Source organism: Rhizobium sp. 268, assembly GCF_036571585.1.
GTDB lineage: Bacteria > Pseudomonadota > Alphaproteobacteria > Rhizobiales > Rhizobiaceae > Rhizobium > Rhizobium redzepovicii.
On sequence record NZ_JAPPSO010000005.1, the window covers coordinates 275256 to 294496 of the forward strand.

Below are 19241 nucleotides of genomic sequence, written 5' to 3' on the forward strand. Positions count from 1 at the left end.
GAAGGTGACGCTGCCATTGTCTGTCCACAGATCTCTTCTCCAAAGCGAGTGGAAAATCATGGATGGTCGGGTACGATGCAGCGGCCATGGGAGACTATGCTATGCGCACTATCCTAAAAGTTGGTCTGGCCGTCCTTTCAGAAGGACGGATACTTCTGGTGCGCAAAAGGGGCGGGGACCATCTTATCCTTCCCGGGGGCAAGCCTGAAGAGGGCGAAAATGACATCGACACACTTGAGCGAGAGGTCTGCGAAGAACTCGGCTGCGGTATCAAAAGAACGTCGTTGAACTACTCTGGTTGCTTTAGCGACCGGGCAGCCGGTCTTGGCGAAACTCTCGTTTCGGTCCGGCTGTATATCGGGGAGTTGACGGGGACACCGCAGCCTCGTGCGGAGATTGAGGCGTTGGATTGGTATCCCATCCAGGCCTCAGACAGTCCGCTGCTTGCCCCCAGTCTACGAAATTCCATCCTCCCCAGCCTAGCTCGAGCGAATCCCTGCTCGGTGGAGGAAGGAGGCAAGTGACTGAGCGAACTGTTCAATTGAACCTTCGTTCAAAATGTGGCCGGTTGTGCTTCGAAACACCCGATCTATCTGCAGGCTTTCAACTTCGATTCGGTCTCTCTTCTCGACCTGCTGCGGTGTCATGGAACGACCGGGGCGCCTCTCCAGCCGCTCCGCTCGGATTTTGAAACTCGCATCAACGTATAAAAGGTGTACGGGCCATGTCACACTGCTTTTGAGACAATCATACTCGGCAGGTGACATGACGGCATCGACAAGCGCGGTCTTGCCGAGCTCTAAGCAATTCTTGATCCTGTCAACGTTCATCCGAGCCAGGGCAGCGCCGTCAGCCCGCCGCAATTCCATCCGCACTTGGCTCTGGTTCTCCGGGGTGGGCTCGACCCCTCTTCGATCAAGTTCATCAAAGATGGCCTGCCCGAGGTAGATGTACTGCCCTCCGGTGGCTTGCTGGAGGAGTTCGAGAGCCGTCGATTTGCCGGCTCCGGTAAAGCCACAGACGCCGACAAGGCAGGACATCAATTTTCGCTCGCCACTCGCTTGATGCTTAATATGCAGTAGCCGTCGCTCAGGCCGTCGCCGGAAAGGGCGCAGGGGAACTCGGAAGATGTGATATAGGTGATGCGCACATTGAGCTCTCGTCCCGTATAGGAATCTGTCGAGGGCTCGAACTCCTGCAGGCAGAGCACGTCTCCGACGCGGTAGTCGCGATCGGTACTCCGACGCATATCGTGTGTCTTTGCGCCGCTGAGAGTGGCTTCGAACAGATGGGGCCATGACTTGACCTTGTGGAGCGCCGAGCGGCGGTCGCCGGCGTCCGTGGGTGCCGTCCTGCCCCGCGAATCCGCTAGAATGGTTTTTTCCATGTGCATACCTGCGACTTATCTAGAGGACCTGGCGGATCGGAATGAAGTCGGAGTACTCAAGGTTCAACTGATCTGTCCCTTCAAGGCGCGGCAGCCGGATGCCATCCACGATCTCAAGTGCATGATCGACTTCCTCAGGAATTGGCTGCGCCAGATACCACCTGCTTCGACCGCGCGCCAGCTCGCTATTGGAGATCCGATCAATGTCGGCAAGTGCATCGCTGTGCAAGTTTTCCGCAAATCTTTCGATCATTCCGAGGACCACCTGAAGTTTTTCTCCATCCAGAAAGAAGTTCTCAGCCTTACTGTCAATATATAATACTCCTGTGACGGGGTTGCGACCACCTTTCTTGTCCGACGTCAGCATCGGCAGCGCTGAGACAAACCGAACTTCCGGAGACATCTTCCGTGAGGCCTGGTGCAGGTTGAGGAACTGCATGGCCTTCGCGAGTGCGTCGGGATCGACTCCCTGCCGCGACCTTATCATCTGATGCGTCTTGTAGGCCAGACCGATGGTTGCGTTGTCCGCCGGAAATGTCCTGCCGGCGGGGCTGTCGTCCCCCGGGGGAAGGTTGATGCCAAAGTATCTGCAGCATTGCTGCAGCACTTCCTCCGTCCCGAAGCTTACAGCCCGATGGAGCGTGACGCGAAGCCGACTGTCCGCTGGATGGTCCTTCGCGAGAAAGCCCGCGACTGCCGAACAGAAGGTCGAGGCAACCAGCGCAGTCGCACCGGGAAGATATTCCTTGCGCCAAGCATCCTTGGTGCCGTCGTCCGCGTTGAAGGCATGTTCCTTGGCGCCCGTGTAGCCAAAATAGCCACCGCTCCACATCTGTTCGTCTACCTGCCGGAACTTGTCCTTGTTTCGAGATTCCATAACCGTGAACAGCGGCTCCGACAGGATGCCCTTCAGCAGCATCTCCCGCTTTGTTCCGTGCCGCTGTATGATCCGATCGGGAGGAATGGCGTGCTGTCTAGCGAGGACAGTCTCTTTCTCCGTCGACGGGACGAAGCCTCCGCACTTGTAGAGCACGTAGACCAGAACCCGGTTCTGGAACGAAATTCTAACATCTCCGTCAAAGAGATCGGAGAGCTTCTTGACCTTCAGCCTCAGAATCACGTCAGTATCGCGGCGTAGCCTGCTTCCAAGCTTTGTCTTGACCTTTCCGAACGCTACCTCCTCCTCCTGCCAGAGGGTCTCGAATTTCTGAAATGTCCCCTTCGTGACGTCCTTCTCGTGCTCAGTCTTTATTTCCCGTAGTCTTTCGATGAGCGTTGGGCTGTCCCTGAAGAGCTCTGAAAGGATGCGGTCCTGACGAAAATGCGAAATCCGAAGGCGGAGAAGATCGACCATGGCGCCATCACCCTGACCGGAAAGAACGAAGGTAAGGCGAGGTTGCTCAAGGTTCGGCTGTCCGACAATGTCGTTTCGCCAATAGGATAGGCGGCTGTCCGCCTCTATCCCGAAGCCGATGGCGAGGATCACAGCGTCGAAGTCGTCAGTCTGACCGGTGCTGCCCGCTGGTGTTCCAGCGTTGGAGTTTCCACTCTTCACGTCCCTTGCTTCGCCAATCCATTCGATGGTAGCTTTTTTGGATCTTTCGATTCATGGATCTGCAGATGCCGGGTGTTGCAGTAGAGCTTGATCCGTTTGCCGGAGGGACCATCAACAAGCGATCTCCATTGACCCAGAACCTGGACGACAACGTCCGAGGCCCGTGCCGCAGTCCAGTTCAGCAGTGGCAGGTTCGCCGCGCTGATTTCGCTACCCTCTGCCGGCCAGTTGTAAATGTGTGGGTGAAGCCAGCGAGTGTCGCTGCCTTGCTGCAGTGGAAGCAGTGTGTCGCGCTGTTCGAAGAGCGTGATTTCTGCCTCGACGCCCTTTGAGACAAGACCAGCAGCAACCGAGAGCCCGGTGAATCCCCCGCCGACTATCGCGATCTTCTTTTGAAAATCCTTCGGTGGGGTGGCGCCCGCATGTGTCGACGGGATGACGCCTCCTTCCACCAGTGCGTATACTAGGTTCAAAGCGCGAATCTGTTGGCTCAAGACCGTGACGCCATTGTCAAAGGTTCCAACCAGATAGAGGGGCTGATCCGGTATTTTGTAGCTAGACTCGATATCGGAGGGATTTGGATTGTGCATAGTCTGCCTGCTCTGCCGTTGATTGTCATATTTCTCCGTCCAGAGATGTGCGTCGGACGGAACTAAATCGGGGCGCCCCAAGTATTTCTTGTAGTGTCCGCCAGCCGCCAAGGCGGGGCTTTGTGCAATTGCCCTGCGATGCGGCTGCCACAGGAAATCGTCGCCGTTCTCATGTATGCTCAAAGGCTAGGCGAACAATGTTAATTAATAATGCGATCAATGATTGTGCTCACAACATCATCTGGCAGCAGGTGGTGGAGCCGGGGTGCCTAACCGGGCACCTAACGCATTTCTTCAAGCTTCCGGCGCTAGACTATTAGTTGCTTATGAGTGGTACTAGTGTACTTGTCACGATTTCGCCTTTGCGCACGAATGATGTTGTTCACGTTGGTGGTGACATCGTGGGTGGATGTAGATTGAAAGCCGAGTTCGTTTTCAGCAGACGGGGTCACGACAAGTCGGGGGCAGGCCTTTCACCTCTTCAAGCGTCAGGCCGCACCAGGGGCACGAGTCCTTAATCCCTGCCTCGTCGAGTTGCTGGCCCCGTTCGGATGAGCGGATCGTGACTAGGATCCGATCATCGTCTCCTCGGTGCGTTTGCCAGGTCGCGCCAGAGATCTGGGTCGTCTATGGTTTTGCCTCCTGCCTTGCTGCAGGTCCAACTGCCGCCTCGTCATCGAAAGCGGTCAACTCAAACATGCAGAACCACCTAAATGCGACGAGGTTAGCGGTGATGCCACCTGGGCTGCAGTAAACATCAACACTGGGGTTGTGATTTTGCGATCCGTTTGATGTTGGGCAGTAGAGCGTCGGCATCCAGCTTTGGCAGGCTGCGGTTTGCAAAATCGGTAAGGAATATTTTGACGAAATCGAGGTCAGCCTTCGAGATGACCATACCCCTGTCGTCCTTCGCACACTCGGCAAGGAATGCCTCCTCTAGACCTGCCTTTCGAATGGTGTCCACCGCCATGAAAATCGTAGCGGCAGGAATGAGTTTCTGTTCGACCTTCGAAAGAACTGGTTTAATTTTCTGTTCTGTCATGGTGGTGTCTCCTCAATGGTTGGCAAAGGAACGCAGGTCATCCCGCAAACGCAAATATTCCAATTCGGCGCGTACGCGCTCTTCGGCAATCGTTAGAGATCTTTGATCGCCGCCCGCCGGCAAAACCATGACTATCGATACCTGATGCACGTCCGTGCGCGTATTCTCAGCGGATCCATCTACTCCCACCAGCTCCCAGGTTAGTCCCCTCGTTGGCAAATCAAGATCCGGCGTCAGTTTGGAATTCCACATGGTCGTGAACTTGAGCTTAATGCTATAGGTCGCCAAATCCTTGCTGCCCTCAGCGCCTGCCAGGTTTCCAGACTGGTTGTGGTCGAGATATTTTTTGACGTAGCTGATCAGGTTCAAATTTCCTGTGATCGGATACATGTAGTTTTTTGGTTTGTAGACATCGGGCTTGCAATAATCGGCGTTGCTGACCATGGTCGCCAACTTCACGAAGCTGTCGAGCTCGCGAAAAGTTTCGACATTATTACGTTCACGGTTGTTGGTGATACTTGTGCCAATGCCGAAGGTTCCCCGTGTAAAAGTGTTCAACACGTCGGCGCCCGCGGTAACATCGTTCCGCTCGGTGATGTCGAAATTCCAGTCATATCCAATTAGCGTGTCTTTATAGACGTTGACGATGCTTTGAGCATCTCGGCCGAGCGTAGCAAAATCGAATTTTAGGAAATCTTCGTCTGTAACGAGTTTTGCTGCGATTTCGGGTTGGCGCCTAGCAATTGCTTCCTTGGCCTTTTGACGAACAGCGTCTCGCATCTCACAGCGGACGCGCCGCGTAATGTCGTAAGTATCGACATGCGCAAAATCTCTAACATCGGGCGGTATCGCACACGTATTTAGCGCTGTCGCAAGCCCTGTAATGGCTGCTACACAATAGTATTTTCGGTACATCATTGACCCCTCAACAATATGAAAAAGGATATTACGCTCGCCTAAATTGTAGTCAATAAGAACTTTTACTGCTCGACGGGTTCGTTTTTGTCGTGTTGATGGCTCGATTATTGGCTGTTGCAGGGTTGGTTGGCCGCGTACTCGGCCGCAGAAAAATAAACACCTAAATCTTGTCCGATAGGCCGGAGTTTCACTTCTTCAAATTCAGCTGACATGCACGAGTGCGATCCCCGACACCAGCTCTGCGCTGTGCCGAATATGTTTTACTGCCATTCTGCAAACCATCCCATTTTTGTCACCCGCTTGCCAAAAAACCATAATTGCGCCACCTAAATCACCTATCGACAACCCAGATCGCTGGCGCCAGATGGCAAGCGCACCGAGAGACGGCGGCGGGATCCTGGTGACGAGCGGGCCTCCGTCTGCGGCCAGGGCGCCTTCTAGCGCAGCACCGCTAATCTTCCTTCACGCTGAAATCGAAACCCTGCTTGAGCAGGCTTAATGCAAGTCAAAGCGTTGTGAAACTGAACACCTCTGGCGCCTTGCGGCGGTTCAGGGCATCCTGTGATGGCTGAAAATTGTGTTTATGGCAGTTGGAGGAATGCCGATGCGCTGCTTTACCGTGCTTGGACCCTCGCAGACCGGAAAATCGACAGTCGTGGAAAAGCTCGGCTCGCTGGAGGGGACGCCGAGAAAATCCAGCTCCCCTTATGGATTGAACCTCACAGAGTTCATCTTCGGAAACGAGGCGTGGTGTGCATTGGATGCGCCAGGACCCAACGAAGCGTTGGCGCATGCGCAGCACGCGCTTCTTGCCAGCGACGCCTGCATATTGTGCGTTTCATCGGCACCCGAGGAGGCTGTGCTCGCCGCGCCCTATCTCAGGATCATCGAAGCCTCGGGGACGCCTTGCATCCTCTTCGTCAACCGGATGGACGAACCGAGGGGGCGGTTGAGGGATGTGATCGCCGCGCTTCAAGACTACGCCAGCCACACCCTTTTGCTTCGCCAGATCCCGATCCGCGAGGCGGACAGGATCGTAGGCAGTTGCGATCTGATTTCGGAACGGGCGTGGCGCTACCGGGAAGGTCAGACTTCAGCGCTGATCGCAATCCCCGAAAGCACTGCCGAACGCGAGCACGAAGCGCGCACCGAGCTCCTGGAACATCTGTCCGAATTCGATGACTGGCTTCTCGAGGAACTGATCGAGGACCGCGAGCCACCCAGCGACGCGCTCTATGCCATTTCATCACGGGTTCTGAGCGAAAACAGGATTATCCCGGTCCTGATCGGTGCCGCAAGTCACGGCAACGGCATGATGAGGCTGATGAAGGCGTTGCGCCATGAGGCGCCGCCGGTCGGGATTCTCAGGCAGCGTCTCGCTCATGCGGGAACTGTCGATGAAGGCAAGCTGATGGCCGTGAGCTTCCATGCCTATCATCGCCAGAATGTCGGCAAGACGGTGCTCGTGCGCGCACTTGGCGAGGGACTGCGGCAAGGCGCATCACTGGGCGGCTCCAGCCTCGGCGCCGTCCAAAATCTCGCAAACGGGCGGTCCAATTCGGCGGTTCTGCCTGCGCCGGGGGATGTCTTCGCGACCGTCAAGTCCGACCATCTGCGCGTCCCTTCGCTCTTGACCGCCGGCGCGGTGATCGCCCCGCCTGAGTGGACGGAACCACCCACGCCGATGCTTGAAAGGATCCTGATTCCGGGCAGCGAGCGCGATGAAAACAAGCTTTCCGAAACGCTGGCAAAACTTTCCGAGACGGATCGCGGCCTGAAAGTCTTGCAGGAGGAAGGCACGGGCGCTCAACTCGTCCGCGCCCAGGGGCCGGTACATTTGCGTGAACTTTGCCGAACGCTGGCGGAAGTCTTTCACATCTCCGTGACCGACCGAACGCCCAGCCCGATCTACCGCGAGACAATCACGAAACCATCGGAGGTTCATTACCGCCATCGCAAACAGACCGGTGGTGCCGGGCAATTCGCGGATGTGAAGCTGAGCATCCACCCCAACGAGCGCGGCGAGGGTTTTACCTTTGGCGAAACCGTCAAGGGCGGCGCCGTTCCGCGCAATTACTTCCCCGCCGTCGAAGCAGGCGCGCGCGAAGCGATGGAGAAAGGACCGCTCGGCTTCGAGGTCATCGATGTCGGCGTAACGCTGTCGGATGGTCAGCACCATGCCGTCGACAGTTCGGAACACGCCTTCCGGACTGCGTCGAAAATGGGGGTGCGTCAGGCGCTTGCCGAGGGATCGACCGTCTTGATGCAGCCGGTCTTCCGCAGCGAGATTCACATTCCGTCGGTCTATTCGGGCAGCCTCGTCCAGATCGTCTCCGCCCTCAACGGCCAGGTTCTCGGCTTCGACCGGGATGAAACCGCCAAGGGTTGGGACATCTTCCGCGCGCTCGTTCCGGGTGGCGCACTTGAGGAACTGGCGCGGGCGCTGCGCTCGGCGACGCAGGGCATTGGTTATTTTTCCAAGACCTTCGATCACTTCGAGGAGCTATACGGCAAGGAAGCGGACGCCATTGTGAGGGCAAAGGAGAAACCAGGCACCGCACACTGAAACCTTCGCGCCACTTCATGCTCGCGCGCAGATATGCTGCCGGACGTCCGATACGAGCCGTTCTCGCTGAACGATTTCGCTCCGGTACGCTTCAGGGCCTCCTGACCGATCAGCTCGGATAGTTTTGCGGCTGCCCAGACGAAGTTCCTCCCTGCTTGCCAAAAAACCACAATTGCCTCACTTAGTTCACACCTCCACCCTCGGCATGAAGAATTGGATCAACGCTGCATGCGCATAGCTTACGTTTTTCTCGGTGCATTTCTTGCACTCGTACAGTCCGCCTCCGCTGAAGTCGCATCGCCGCCGGTTTTGGCGCCGCTGGAGCGACAGGCGGAAGCCGCTCAGTTGAGCGCGCAATTTCTCTCGCGCTATAGCTATAAGCCGGTTCCGCTCGACGATGCCTTGTCGGCCAGGGTCATGGATGGGTTCATCAAGTCGTTGGATCCGGACCGCATGCTTTTCCTGCAGGCCGATATCGACAAGTTCATGGCTGAGCGCAGCGAGATCGACGATGCGATCGAGCGGAAGGATTTGAAGATCCCGTTTGCGATCTTCAACGCCTATGAACAGCGCGTCGTCGACCGCATGACCTATGCGCGCAGCCTGCTGAAGCAGGATTTCGATTTCAGCGGGCAGGACAATTATTCGGTGCTGCGCGAGAAAGCGCCCTGGCCGCAGTCGCAAGCAGAAAGCGATGATCTCTGGCGCAAGCGTGTCAAGAGCGACTGGCTGCGGCTGAAGCTCGGCGGCAAGGCCGATGCGGCCATTCGCGAAACGCTCGACAAACGCTATGAAAACACGCTCGAGCGCGCTTACAAATTCAAGAGCGACGACGTTTTCCAGTCGTTCATGGACGCCTATTCGAATGCGATCGATCCGCACACGGATTATTTCGGCGCGGCCGCTTCGGCCGATTTCGATGTATCGATGAAGCTTTCGCTGTTCGGCATCGGGGCGGTGCTGCAGGAGCGCGACGACTATACGACGATCCGTGAGCTGGTGCCCGGCGGGCCGGCTGAGCTTTCCGGCAAGCTTGCGGTCGGCGACCGCATCACCGGCGTCGGTCAGGGCAAGAATGGGCCGATCAAGGAAGTGGTTGGCACGCGGCTGGATGAAGTCGTGCAGATGATCCGCGGGAAAAAAGGCTCCGTCGTGCGCCTCGACATCCTGCCGGCCGATGCCGGCGCCGATGCCACGCATCGCGTCGTCAGCCTGGTGCGCGACAAGATCAGCCTGGAAAAGCAGGCCGCCAGGAAGACCGTGCAGACCGTGAAAGTCGGCGATACCGAGCGCAAGATCGGCATCATCACCCTGCCGGTCTTCTATGAGGATTTTGAAGCCAAGGCCAAAGGCGACAAGGATTACAAAAGCGCCAGCCGCGATGTCGCCAAGCTTCTCGGCGAGTTGAAGGATGAAAAGGTCGACAGCGTTCTCGTGGACCTGCGCAACAATGGCGGCGGTTCATTGGAAGAGGCGATCGATTTGACCGGCCTCTTCATCGGCAAGGGTCCGGTCGTTCAGCAGCGCCGCAGCGACGGCAAGATCGAGGTCAAAAGCTCGGATCTTGCCGAGCCTGTCTGGTCAGGCCCGATGGGTGTCTTGATCAATCGCGGCTCTGCCTCGGCCTCGGAGATTTTTGCCGCGGCCATCCAGGATTACGGCCGCGGCGTGATTGTCGGCGAAGCCAGCTTCGGTAAGGGCACGGTGCAGACGGTCGTCGATCTCGACCAGATGGTTCACAACAGCAAGCCCGAATATGGCGAGCTGAAGGTGACGATCGCCCAGTTCTTCCGGGTCAATGGCGGCACGACGCAGCTGCGCGGCGTCACCCCCGATATCAGCCTGCCGGGACTGTCTGATCCGACAAGCTTCGGCGAGACCAGCTATGACAATGCCCTGCCATGGGCGGAGATCAAGCCGGCGAAATACGCGCCCGAGGGCAATGTCACGGCCTTGCTGCCGGCATTGCAAAGCCGCCATGATGCGCGGGTCAAGGGCGATCCGGATTTCCAGCGCCTGGTGAAAGACATTGCCGATCTGAAGGCGCAGCGCGAGAAAGGCATCGTCTCCCTGAATGAAGCCGAACGCCGCAAGGAAGCAGCGGCGCGCGAGAAGCGCTTCAAGGAGCGGGCGCAGGCGAGCGATGGCGACAACCCCGCTGGCGATGATGGCCTGGAGGCGGGCGAGCGCAGCCTGAGCGCCGATATCGCCCTCGAAAACGCCCGCAAGAACGCAAAAGACGTCCTGCTCGACGAGGCCGCCGCGATTCTTGCAGACGAGGTGGGCTTGCAGGACGGCGTGCTGAATGCAGCCACGAAACCAGCGGGACAGGCGGACGGGAAATAGGCACACCGGCTGGGTGAGAGATAGCCGACAAAGCGCGTAGCGACGCCATCTTTACAGCGCTTGTAGAGATGAGCATCGTTGCGCTATGTGTCTGCTCCAGACAGGAGTTTCCCATGCCCTCCTCGCCCAGGAACAAAAGTGCGGAAGTGCTGCTTGAGCGGACCATATTCACGGTCAGCCCCGAGATCTATGCCGAATACCTTGCCCGCCTCGACGCGCCAGCAAAGCCCAATGACCGCCTGAAACGGACCATGTCGACCAAAGCGCCGTGGGATGAGCCTACACCGCCGGGCTGAAATCCGCCGCCAGCACCGCGGCGTCCCTTCTGACGTTCGAAATCGCTAATGAAAAATCTGGTCAAAGAAACATGACCGCGTCCTCCGTGTCGGCACCTTCGAGACCATTGCCGGTATTCCGCCTAATCCTGCTCTGCGGCTGGTGCTCCTTGATGGCAGGGATTTTTCTCTGGTCAGTCCACCCGATCGCCTACTACGATTGGGACCTCACCACTGTCCTTATGTGTCTGTTGTGGTTTTCGGGTCCGCTTGTGGCTTTTGCCATTTCGGTCGGTGCCCTTATTCTGGATCAACCGGCTTCTCGCTTAATGAGGCGAGCCGTCGCTGTGCACTTCGGGATGAATCTGGTTGTTGCTCTAATGGTATGGGTGACGGATCAGTTTAGTCCCGCCATCTGGTTGTTTGTATTGCTGGCGGGCCTGGTCGATCTGCCGATCCTTGCGCTCGCGCCAGGCAGGATCGATAGCGCGCGGGCGGTCAAACTGCTGCATATGGTGGTGATATCGTCGGTTGCTGGGCCTATTGCCGGCCTATTTCTTTGGTCGGTCCTCAACATCAAGATTGTGGAATGGCGTGCACTCGCGGTCGCCGGTTCACATCCCTATTGCGTGCAGGTGCCCAAGGATTATCTCGGGCGGTACAAGGCAGTCAGCCGATGGACTGAATTGGCGGGTTTGAGGATGCAGACACCGTTTACAAACGGCGGCGGTTCCACCGACTACCAGTTCGCGTTTCACGCAGTGCTCGTGGTCAGGCAGGGTGGTGGGGACAAGTTCTACAACTGGTCCTACTTCGCCCAGAGCTTCGTCCCCGTTTCCGAGCGTGCGATAAGCGGACTCGCTCTTGTTCGCGCTGATTGTGAGCCAATCGTTGCTTTTTTCGACGAGCTTAATCGTTAGCGGTTGCCATGGAATTATAGAAAACGCCCCGAACAGGTCATGCCTACACCAAGGCGCCGTGGGATGAGCCTACATCGCCGGGCTGAAATCCGCCGCCAGCACCGCCTCCTTGAGCGCCCGCGAATAGGGATGCTGCGGGTTATCCAGCACGGGGCGGGCCTGGCCTCGCTCGACGATTTCGCCCTTGCGCATGATGATGATGTTGTCGCTGACGTAGTAGGCGGTGGCGAGATCGTGGGTGATGTAGATGATCGACAGGCCGAGTTCGTTTTTCAGCCGGCCGAACAGGTTGACGATCGCCATGCGCAGGGATGCATCGACCATCGAGACCGGCTCGTCGGCGACCAGCAGGCGGGGTTGCGGGATCAGCGCACGGGCGATGGCGACGCGCTGAAGCTGGCCGCCGGAGAGTTCGTGGGGGAAACGGCCTTTCACTTCTTCGAGGGTGAGGCCGACATGCGTAAGCGCCGCATCGGCCATGCGCTCGGCTTCTTTCCGGTCTATCCGTTTTCCCGGGCCCGACAGATTGCGGGCCGTTTCGAACAGGTAACGGTCGACCCGCTTCAGCGGATTGAAGGCTTCGAATGGGTTTTGCAGAACCGGCTGGACCTCCTTCATGAAGGCCTTGCGTTCGGATCGGCTATGAATCGAGACGGTTTTGCCGGAGAATTCCAGCCGCCCTTCCGTCGGTGCGGTCTGCCCGAGGATCATCGCGGCGATCGTCGATTTTCCCGAGCCGGATTCGCCGACGATCGACAGGATCTCCGGCTCCTCCCCAACTTCGAAGCTGACATCCTTGACCGCGGTGATCAGGCGCCGACCGAGCATGCCGCCCTGGCGGTAGACTTTGGTGACATGCGAGAGGTGAAGCAGAGCGGTCAAACCTGATCTCCCGTAACTGCAAAACAGGCGACGCGACGCCCCGGCTCGACGGTGACGAGCGGCGGCACCTTCTGCGAGCAGATGTCCATCCGCTTCGGACAGCGCGGGTGAAAGCGGCAGCCTTCGGGCGGCATGGCGAGGTTCGGCGGGCGCCCCTCCAGCGACGGCCTAGTTGTCGCATCGCCGATGCGCGGCAGGCTGCCGACCAGATGCTGCGTATAGGGATGCAGCGGCTTGCTGAAGAGTTTGGCGGTCGGCGCTTCCTCGACCAGACGTCCGGCATAAACGATGCCGATGCGGTCGGAAACCGTCGCGTGAACGCCCATATCATGGGTGACGAACAGAAAGGACGAACCCATCTCGCGCTGGATTTCGCGGATCATCGACAGCACGTCACGCTGAACGATGACGTCGAGCGCAGTGGTCGGTTCGTCGGCGATGATGAATTCAGGCGTCAGGATGGTGGCGAGCGCAATGGTCATGCGCTGGCGCATGCCGCCGGAGAGTTCGTGGGGATAGGCGTCGAGCAGATGCGGATCGAGCTTCAGCCGCTGCAGATGGGTTGCGACCTTCTCAAAGAAGACCGGCTTGCTGACAGCCATGTGGCGAAAGGCGAAATCGGTGAAGGAATGGCGGATCCGGCGCACCGGATTGAGCACGTTCATCGAGCCCTGCATGATATAGGACAGATGCTTCCAGCGCAGCGCCATGCGCTCCTCCGGCTTCATCGCGTAAATATCCTGCGTGCCGCCGGCGAAATGGAATTTGACGCTGCCCGAGACGACCCTGAGCGGCGGCCGGATGGCGCCGGCGATGGTTTTGATCAGCGTCGTCTTGCCGCTGCTCGATTCACCGGCAACGCCATAGACCTCGCCGCGGCCGATCGTCAGGCTGATATCGTCGACGGCGCGCACTTCGCGGTCGACGCCGAAAAGGAAGGCGCGGTAATAGGCTTTCAGGTTCTCGATTTCGACCAAAGGGTCCATGCTAACTTCCCATCCGGTTCAGCCGGCTGCGCGGATCATTGTATTCGTTCATCGACATCGACAGCAGGAAGAGCGCCAGGAACAGAATGACGATGACGGCGACGGGGGCGGCCACCCACCACCATATTCCGGCGATCAGCGCCGAATGCGCATTGGCCCAGTAGATCATCATGCCCATGGTCGGCGTCTCGATATCGGTGAAACCGAGCACCGAAAGGGTGATCTCCATGCCGATCGACCAGATCATGTTGTTCATCGTGGTGGCGAAGACGATCGGCAGCACATAGGGCAGGTGCTCCTCGACCAGGATCTTGCGCATGCTCATGCCGGAATAGACGCTCTGGGTGGTGAACGGCCTGGTCTTCAGGCCGATCGCCACCGAGCGGATGAGGCGCGCATCGTAGGACCAGCCGAGCGAAGCCATGATGACGATCAGCACCGTCCAGGTCATGCTGTCCTTCAGCACGAAATAGAACAGGATCAGCAGCGGAAATTGCGGGATGACCATGATGCTGTCGTTGATCGCCATCAGCACCCGGTCGACCGTGCCGCCGGCATAACCGGCGACGAGGCCGACGACCAGCGAGATGATGCGCGAGAGAAAGGCGACGCCGATGCCGAAATACAAGGTGTTGCGAAGGGCGGTCGTCAGCTGCCAGAAAACGTCCTGTCCGCGCGATGTCGTGCCGAGCCAATAGTCGCCGTCGGGCGGCATGTCGGGCGGCAGAAGATAGATGTCCGTCGGCGCGTAGGGCGAGAAATAGGACAGGATGATGAACCCGACGATGACGGCAAAGAGCAGCAGGCCGCAGAGAAATTCCAGGTTCTGACGTGCGAGGTCGCGGATGATGGTAAACATGGCCTATTCCACCTTGATGCGCGGGTCGATCAGCGGGCTCAGAATGTCGATGATGAAGACGGCGGCGGCGACGCCGACGATCGACAAGGCGCTGAGGCCGAGCACCAGGCTGTAATCGCCGGCATGCACCGCCGAAATCAGCAGGTTGCCGATGCCGGGATAGCCGAAGACGATTTCGGTGATGACGGTGCCGTTGAAGATCGCCCCGAGCGACATGGCAAGCCCGGTGAATTGCGGCACCATGGCGTTGCGGGCGATGTAGGAGCGAAGAATTTTCCGCTTCGGAACGCCGCCGAGCTCGGCGAAGACGACGTAATCATCGGTGATGATGTTGGACACCAGCGCCCGCATGCCGATCAGCCAGCTGCCGGCTCCCACCAGGATCAGCGACAGGGCCGGCAGGATCGAGTGTTCGAGGATATCGAGCACCAGCGCGAAGGAGAGATCCAGATTGGCGTTCATCTCGTAGCCGCCATTGATCGGCAGCACCGGCCAGAGATAGCCGAACAGGATGAGCAGCACGAAGGCCAGGATATAATAGGGAATGGGAAGCAGGGCGATGCAGACGAGGCTGACGGCCTTCAGCACCATGTTCTTCCGGTAATAGCCGGCGAGCGCGCCGAGCGCATTGCCGAGCACGAAGGTGATCAGCGTCGAGACGGTCATCAGCCCGATCGTCCAGGGCAGGGACCGCAGAATGATCGTCGAAACGGGTGTCGGAAAGGCCGACAGTGAAGGGCCGAGATCGCCGGTCGCAAGCCGCAGCCAGAAGTGCAGATATTGCTGCCAGATCGAGCCCTCCATGCCGTAGAGCTCGCGCAGCGACTGGCGCATCAGTTCGATCGCATTCGGATCGGACTGCCCCATCTGGGTGATAGCTCCTATGCTCTCTTCGACCGGATCGATCGGGGTCAGGTGGGTGACGAAGAAGGTGATGCTGACGCCAAGAAAGACGACGAGCAGAAACTGACCGAACCGCTTCAGCACAAAGATCAGATAGGGCGTCATAAGGCAGTGGTTCCTCTCTGGTTCCCTTCATCGCCGGGAAAGGATCGAAGGAAAGGATCGGCGGGCAGGGCCCGCCGACAAGGAGCCGGCGCGTGGCTAAAGCGCCGGCGTTGGGAGGATTATTTCGGTTGGGCCGGCTTCAGCTTGACCATCATCAGCCTGGAGTTGGCCCAGTTCGGCACCGGGTCGGTATAGGGGTCCTTGATCGTCGGATAACCGGTCCAATACGTCGTATCCATCGAGGTGAAGACGTTATAGGACATCAGCGGGATCGTCGGCATTTCGCGGGCAACCAGCTTCAGATAATCCTTGCCGAGCTCGATGCCCTTGGGATCGTCGGCGCTGATGCCGCGGATGGTCTCGATGATCTTGTCGAGCTCCGGATTGCTCCAGCGCTGCCAGTTGCGCGGCGGCTGGTTCTCGCCCTTCTTGGCCACGAACTGCGAGTGCCAGCTGTCGAGGAAGAACGACAGGTCGGGATCGCCGCCCCATGTCTCGACGCTCCAGGCAATCGCCACCTGGAAATCGCCAGGCTGCAGTGCAACCTGCCACAGGTTGGTCGTCGGCACGGCCTTGGCATCGATGCCGAAGGCAGCCCATTGCTGGGCGATCAGCGTGCCTGCCCGGGTGAAGACGGAGCGCGTGTCGCCCTCGACGGTCATCCGGATCCTGAACGGCTGACCATCAGGGGTCATCCATTTGCCGCCGCTCTTCTTGAAGCCTGCCTTTTGAAGCAGCTCGGCGGCTGCCTGCGGGTTCGGCTTCCACCAGCCATAGCCGAAGGCCGTGCTGATCGCCTCAGGATCGGTCGGGATCTGGTCCTTGAACTTCGGCTGCTTGCGCAGGAGATCGGCGACCTGCTGGCCGATCGTCGGGTCGTAGGGCTTGATCTTCTGCTTGCCGGTGTCGATCTCGAAATCCTTCAGCCAATCCTGCATCGGTGCCTGATAGTCTTTCATGGCGATCGCCGTCGGCGGCACACCGAGTGCCGACAGCGTCGCGGTGCCGCGATAGCTCGCCATGTCGACGGCCTTGATATCGATCAGCAGGGCCAGCGCCCAGCGCACGTCGGGATTGTTGAAGGTCGGATCCTGGGTATTGAAAATCACAGCCGGCAGCGTCGGATCCGGATGGGCGAAGGGGAAGCCCGGGAACCAAGTCTCGATCGACTTGGATTTCTCCTTCAGCGTGAACATGCCCTCCGGCGTATTGTCGTGGATGATATCGAGATTGTGCTCGAGCTGGGCGATGGTGCGTTTATCCGGCGGGCCGGGATCGACGTAAGTCACATATTTCGGGGCCGGCTCGCCGAAGCGGGCAAGCGATGTCTTCTGCCAGTCGTCGCGCTTCTCCCAGGTATACCACTTGCCCTGAGGGTCGTAGGCCTTCAGCTTGTAGGCGCCGAGCGAGACGGGATTGGCGAAATCGTAGCGAAGCGGATCGGCGACCTTTTCGAACACATGCTTGGGCATGATCCATGCGCCGTTCCAGCGAACGGTGAAAAGGGCGTGGAAGCGCGAATTGGGCTTCTTCAGCTTGAACACCACGGTCTGAGGATCGGTCGCCTCGACGCTTGCCACCTGCACCGAGAAGGCAGCACTCCAGACCATGCCGGGATGATCCATCTGGGTCTTGACGGTATAGACCACGTCGTCGGCCGTGAACTCGACGCCGTCGCTCCAGAAGAGCCCCTTGCGCAGTTTCACGGTCATTTCGGTAAAGTCGGCATTATATTGCGGCTTGTCGGCGGCCAGCGAATTGTCCCAGGTCGCGCCGCCAAGCCCTTGCTCGGGGTCGATATACCAGAGCGTATCCATGGTCAGCTGCTGCAGACCGGTGGAGACACCGGCGCCGGCATTGACCCAGATATTGAACCAGCCGGGATTTTTGATCGTCCCTTCCGGATTTTCGACGATGAGCGTCTCCTTGCGCGGCAAGGAGGTATAGTCATCGGCTTTGGCCGCCGCCGTCAGGCCGAGTGCGGCCAGCGCGACGCCAAATGCGAGCCTCTTCAACTGTTGCATGAACTCCTCCCTAGAAAGCGACGATACGGCGGCCGCAAAGGCAGCATGGGCACGTCGCGGTTGTCGGTTTGCAGAGACGTCGGGACTTCAGGTCCAGGCCGCCTCTAGCGAACCATCCCTCCGGCCGTCTGCCTCCTCGCAGTCGAGCCGAACCTCTTCAGCCGGGGGCAATGGGCCTTACCCGGCGGCGGCTGTCATACCGACAGCCGAATGACGTTGTAGGACAGCGGCTTCAGCGCCGCCCGCAACCGTCCGTCCTCGATCTTGGCGCTGTCGGCTTTGACAGGCGCGACCGTATCTTGCCGCCCCGCCGTGTTGACGGCTTCGAGATCGCTATGGGTCATTTCCACCTGCTCGACGACGCTCGCGGCCCCAAAACCTTCCAGCCGCACATCGAGATCGAGCGCCGTGTTCGGATGGCGGTTGACGGCAAAGAAGGTCAGCGTCTTGCCATCCTCGGAATGGACCGCCGAGACGTCGAGATAGGGAACGTCGTTCTCCTCGTCGCTGTCATAGGTCGGGCCATCGACGACCAGCTGCAGCGCTGCGCCGCGGCCATATCGGGAAGCGTAGTAGAAGGGGTAATAGATCGTCTGGCGCCAGGCGGCACCGCCGTCGTCGGTCATGATCGGAGCGATGACGTTGACGAGCTGGGCGATACAGGCGATGCGCACCCGGTCGGAGCGGCGGATGAAGGTGTTCAGGATGCCGCCGACCTGCAGCACGTCTTCGAAATTATAGACGTCCTCAAGCAGATGCGGCGCATCCGGCCACTCGTCGCGTGCCAGGATCTCCTTGTCCTGCTGGTTGGAATGGTACCAGACGTTCCATTCATCGAAGGAAATACCGATCGTCTTCTTCGAGCGCTTTTTTGCCTTGATATAGTCGATTACGCCGCCGATCGTGGTGATATAACGATCGAGCTTAGTCGCGCGGGAGAGATAATTCAGCGTATTCTTCTCGCGGTTGGCGAAATACATATGCAGCGAGATATGATCGGCGCTGTCGTAGCACTGCTCGAGGACTTGAGCCTCCCAATCGGGATAGGTCTTCATATCGGAATTGGACGAGCCGCAGACCACGAGTTCCAGCGACTTGTCGAAGCCGCGCATGGCCTTGGCCGTCTCGTCCGCCAGCCGGCCATATTCATAGGCCGACTTGTGGCCGACCTGCCAGGGGCCGTCCATCTCATTGCCGAGGCACCACAATTTGACGTCGTGCGGATTGGTCCAGCCGTGCTTGCGACGCAGATCGGAATAATAGGTGCCGCCCGGATGATTACAATATTCGAGGAAATTACGGGCCGCATCCAGGCCGCGCGAGCCGAGATTGACGGCGAGCATCGGCTTGGTATTGGCCTTCTTGCACCAGTCGACGAATTCGTTGACGCCGATCTGATTGGCTTCGCGGGTGCGCCAGGCAAGGTCGAGGCGAACCGGGCGCTCCGAACGCGGGCCGACGCCGTCTTCCCAATTATAGGCGGAGACGAAATTGCCGCCGGGATAACGGCAGTAGGGCGTGTCGAGATCTCGCACCAGATCGAGCACGTCGCGGCGGAATCCGTCGTCGTCGGCCGTCGGATGTCCGGGCTCATAGATGCCCCCGTAGATCGCTCTGCCGAGATGCTCCAGAAATGAACTGTAGAGCCTGGCGTCAATGGTCGCGATGCGGAAATCGCGGTGGGCAACGACATTGGTCTTCAACGGATCCTCCCGTTTATGTATCAGAAATTTTGTTTTCTTGCCTCCAACTTGATATCAGGAATGTCGTTCTGTCAACCAGCCTGCGGATTTTATCATACTAATCTGATTTCCGGAAAATATCACGTAATTTCATAATGTTAATCGATTTTCTATTTCGTAGAATTCGGAAAATCGCGTGAT

At 58.5% G+C, this 19241-nt stretch carries 16 protein-coding genes and 1 pseudogene; 5 read left to right on the forward strand and 12 right to left on the reverse strand.

The features are described from left to right. The first annotated feature begins 101 nt into the window (after window positions 1-101). Entirely contained in the window at window positions 102-524 is a 423-nt protein-coding gene (locus OS035_RS33575) for an NUDIX hydrolase (RefSeq protein ID WP_442967695.1), read from the forward strand. Here the strand turns inward: OS035_RS33575 and OS035_RS12195 are convergent. The 6 genes from OS035_RS12195 to OS035_RS12220 form a co-directional block, all read right to left on the reverse strand. Beyond that, the gene (locus tag OS035_RS12195) at window positions 480-1040 is read right to left on the reverse strand and encodes an AAA family ATPase (RefSeq protein ID WP_331813744.1); all 561 of its coding nucleotides are present in this window, start codon (window positions 1038-1040) and stop codon (window positions 480-482) included. The genes OS035_RS33575 and OS035_RS12195 overlap by 45 nt on opposite strands. After that, window positions 1040-1387, reverse strand: a complete 348-nt coding sequence (locus OS035_RS12200) for a DUF3850 domain-containing protein (RefSeq protein ID WP_331813745.1) — start codon at window positions 1385-1387, stop codon at window positions 1040-1042. The genes OS035_RS12195 and OS035_RS12200 overlap by 1 nt, the downstream gene beginning before the upstream one ends. Before the next feature lie 19 nt (window positions 1388-1406). Continuing rightward, a complete protein-coding gene (locus OS035_RS12205; RefSeq protein WP_331813746.1) occupies window positions 1407-2942 on the reverse strand; it encodes a hypothetical protein in 1536 nt (511 codons plus the stop codon). After that, window positions 2939-3715 carry an FAD-dependent oxidoreductase gene (locus OS035_RS12210; RefSeq protein ID WP_331813747.1) on the reverse strand — a complete coding sequence of 259 codons (777 nt, stop codon included), beginning with the start codon at window positions 3713-3715 and terminating at the stop codon, window positions 2939-2941. The genes OS035_RS12205 and OS035_RS12210 overlap by 4 nt, the downstream gene beginning before the upstream one ends. Window positions 3716-4289: 574 nt before the next feature. Then, window positions 4290-4574 (reverse strand): hypothetical protein, encoded by a 285-nt coding sequence (locus OS035_RS12215; RefSeq protein ID WP_331813748.1) that lies wholly within the window; start codon window positions 4572-4574, stop codon window positions 4290-4292. 12 nt (window positions 4575-4586) lie between these two features. Next, window positions 4587-5489, reverse strand: a complete 903-nt coding sequence (locus OS035_RS12220) for a hypothetical protein (protein ID WP_331813749.1) — start codon at window positions 5487-5489, stop codon at window positions 4587-4589. A gap of 607 nt (window positions 5490-6096) precedes the next feature. Here OS035_RS12220 and OS035_RS12225 point away from each other — a divergent pair. The 4 genes and pseudogenes from OS035_RS12225 (at window position 6097) to OS035_RS12240 (ending at window position 11599) form a co-directional block, all read left to right on the forward strand. Continuing rightward, window positions 6097-8058, forward strand: a complete 1962-nt coding sequence (locus tag OS035_RS12225; protein WP_331813750.1) for an elongation factor G — start codon at window positions 6097-6099, stop codon at window positions 8056-8058. A 228-nt stretch (window positions 8059-8286) separates the two neighbouring features. Beyond that, a complete protein-coding gene (locus OS035_RS12230) occupies window positions 8287-10404 on the forward strand; it encodes a carboxy terminal-processing peptidase (protein ID WP_331813751.1) in 2118 nt (705 codons plus the stop codon). Window positions 10405-10541: 137 nt separating this feature from the next. Further along, window positions 10542-10700 (forward strand): annotated as a pseudogene (locus tag OS035_RS12235) (type II toxin-antitoxin system TacA family antitoxin); the annotation flags it as partial. Between the two features lie 152 nt (window positions 10701-10852). Continuing rightward, the gene (locus OS035_RS12240; RefSeq protein WP_331813753.1) at window positions 10853-11599 is read left to right on the forward strand and encodes a hypothetical protein; all 747 of its coding nucleotides are present in this window, start codon (window positions 10853-10855) and stop codon (window positions 11597-11599) included. Between the two features lie 69 nt (window positions 11600-11668). Here OS035_RS12240 and OS035_RS12245 read toward each other — a convergent pair whose 3' ends face one another. The 6 genes from OS035_RS12245 to arfA all read right to left on the reverse strand — a co-directional run bounded on the left by OS035_RS12245 (window position 11669) and on the right by arfA (window position 19061). After that, a complete protein-coding gene (locus OS035_RS12245; protein ID WP_183777957.1) occupies window positions 11669-12481 on the reverse strand; it encodes an ABC transporter ATP-binding protein in 813 nt (270 codons plus the stop codon). Next, window positions 12478-13467 carry an ABC transporter ATP-binding protein gene (locus OS035_RS12250; protein ID WP_097625512.1) on the reverse strand — a complete coding sequence of 330 codons (990 nt, stop codon included), beginning with the start codon at window positions 13465-13467 and terminating at the stop codon, window positions 12478-12480. Before OS035_RS12250 ends, OS035_RS12245 begins: the two co-directional genes overlap by 4 nt. A 1-nt stretch (window position 13468) precedes the next feature. After that, window positions 13469-14326, reverse strand: a complete 858-nt coding sequence (locus tag OS035_RS12255; RefSeq protein ID WP_097625511.1) for an ABC transporter permease — start codon at window positions 14324-14326, stop codon at window positions 13469-13471. Between the two features lie 3 nt (window positions 14327-14329). Continuing rightward, window positions 14330-15334, reverse strand: coding sequence for an ABC transporter permease (locus tag OS035_RS12260; RefSeq protein ID WP_131711530.1), 1005 nt, complete (start codon window positions 15332-15334; stop codon window positions 14330-14332). A 119-nt stretch (window positions 15335-15453) separates the two neighbouring features. Next, window positions 15454-17358 carry an ABC transporter substrate-binding protein gene (locus OS035_RS12265; RefSeq protein ID WP_097625509.1) on the reverse strand — a complete coding sequence of 635 codons (1905 nt, stop codon included), beginning with the start codon at window positions 17356-17358 and terminating at the stop codon, window positions 15454-15456. A 194-nt stretch (window positions 17359-17552) separates the two neighbouring features. Further along, window positions 17553-19061, reverse strand: a complete 1509-nt coding sequence (arfA, locus tag OS035_RS12270; RefSeq protein WP_331813754.1) for an arabinosylfuranosidase ArfA — start codon at window positions 19059-19061, stop codon at window positions 17553-17555. Between the last annotated feature and the right edge of the window lie 180 nt (window positions 19062-19241).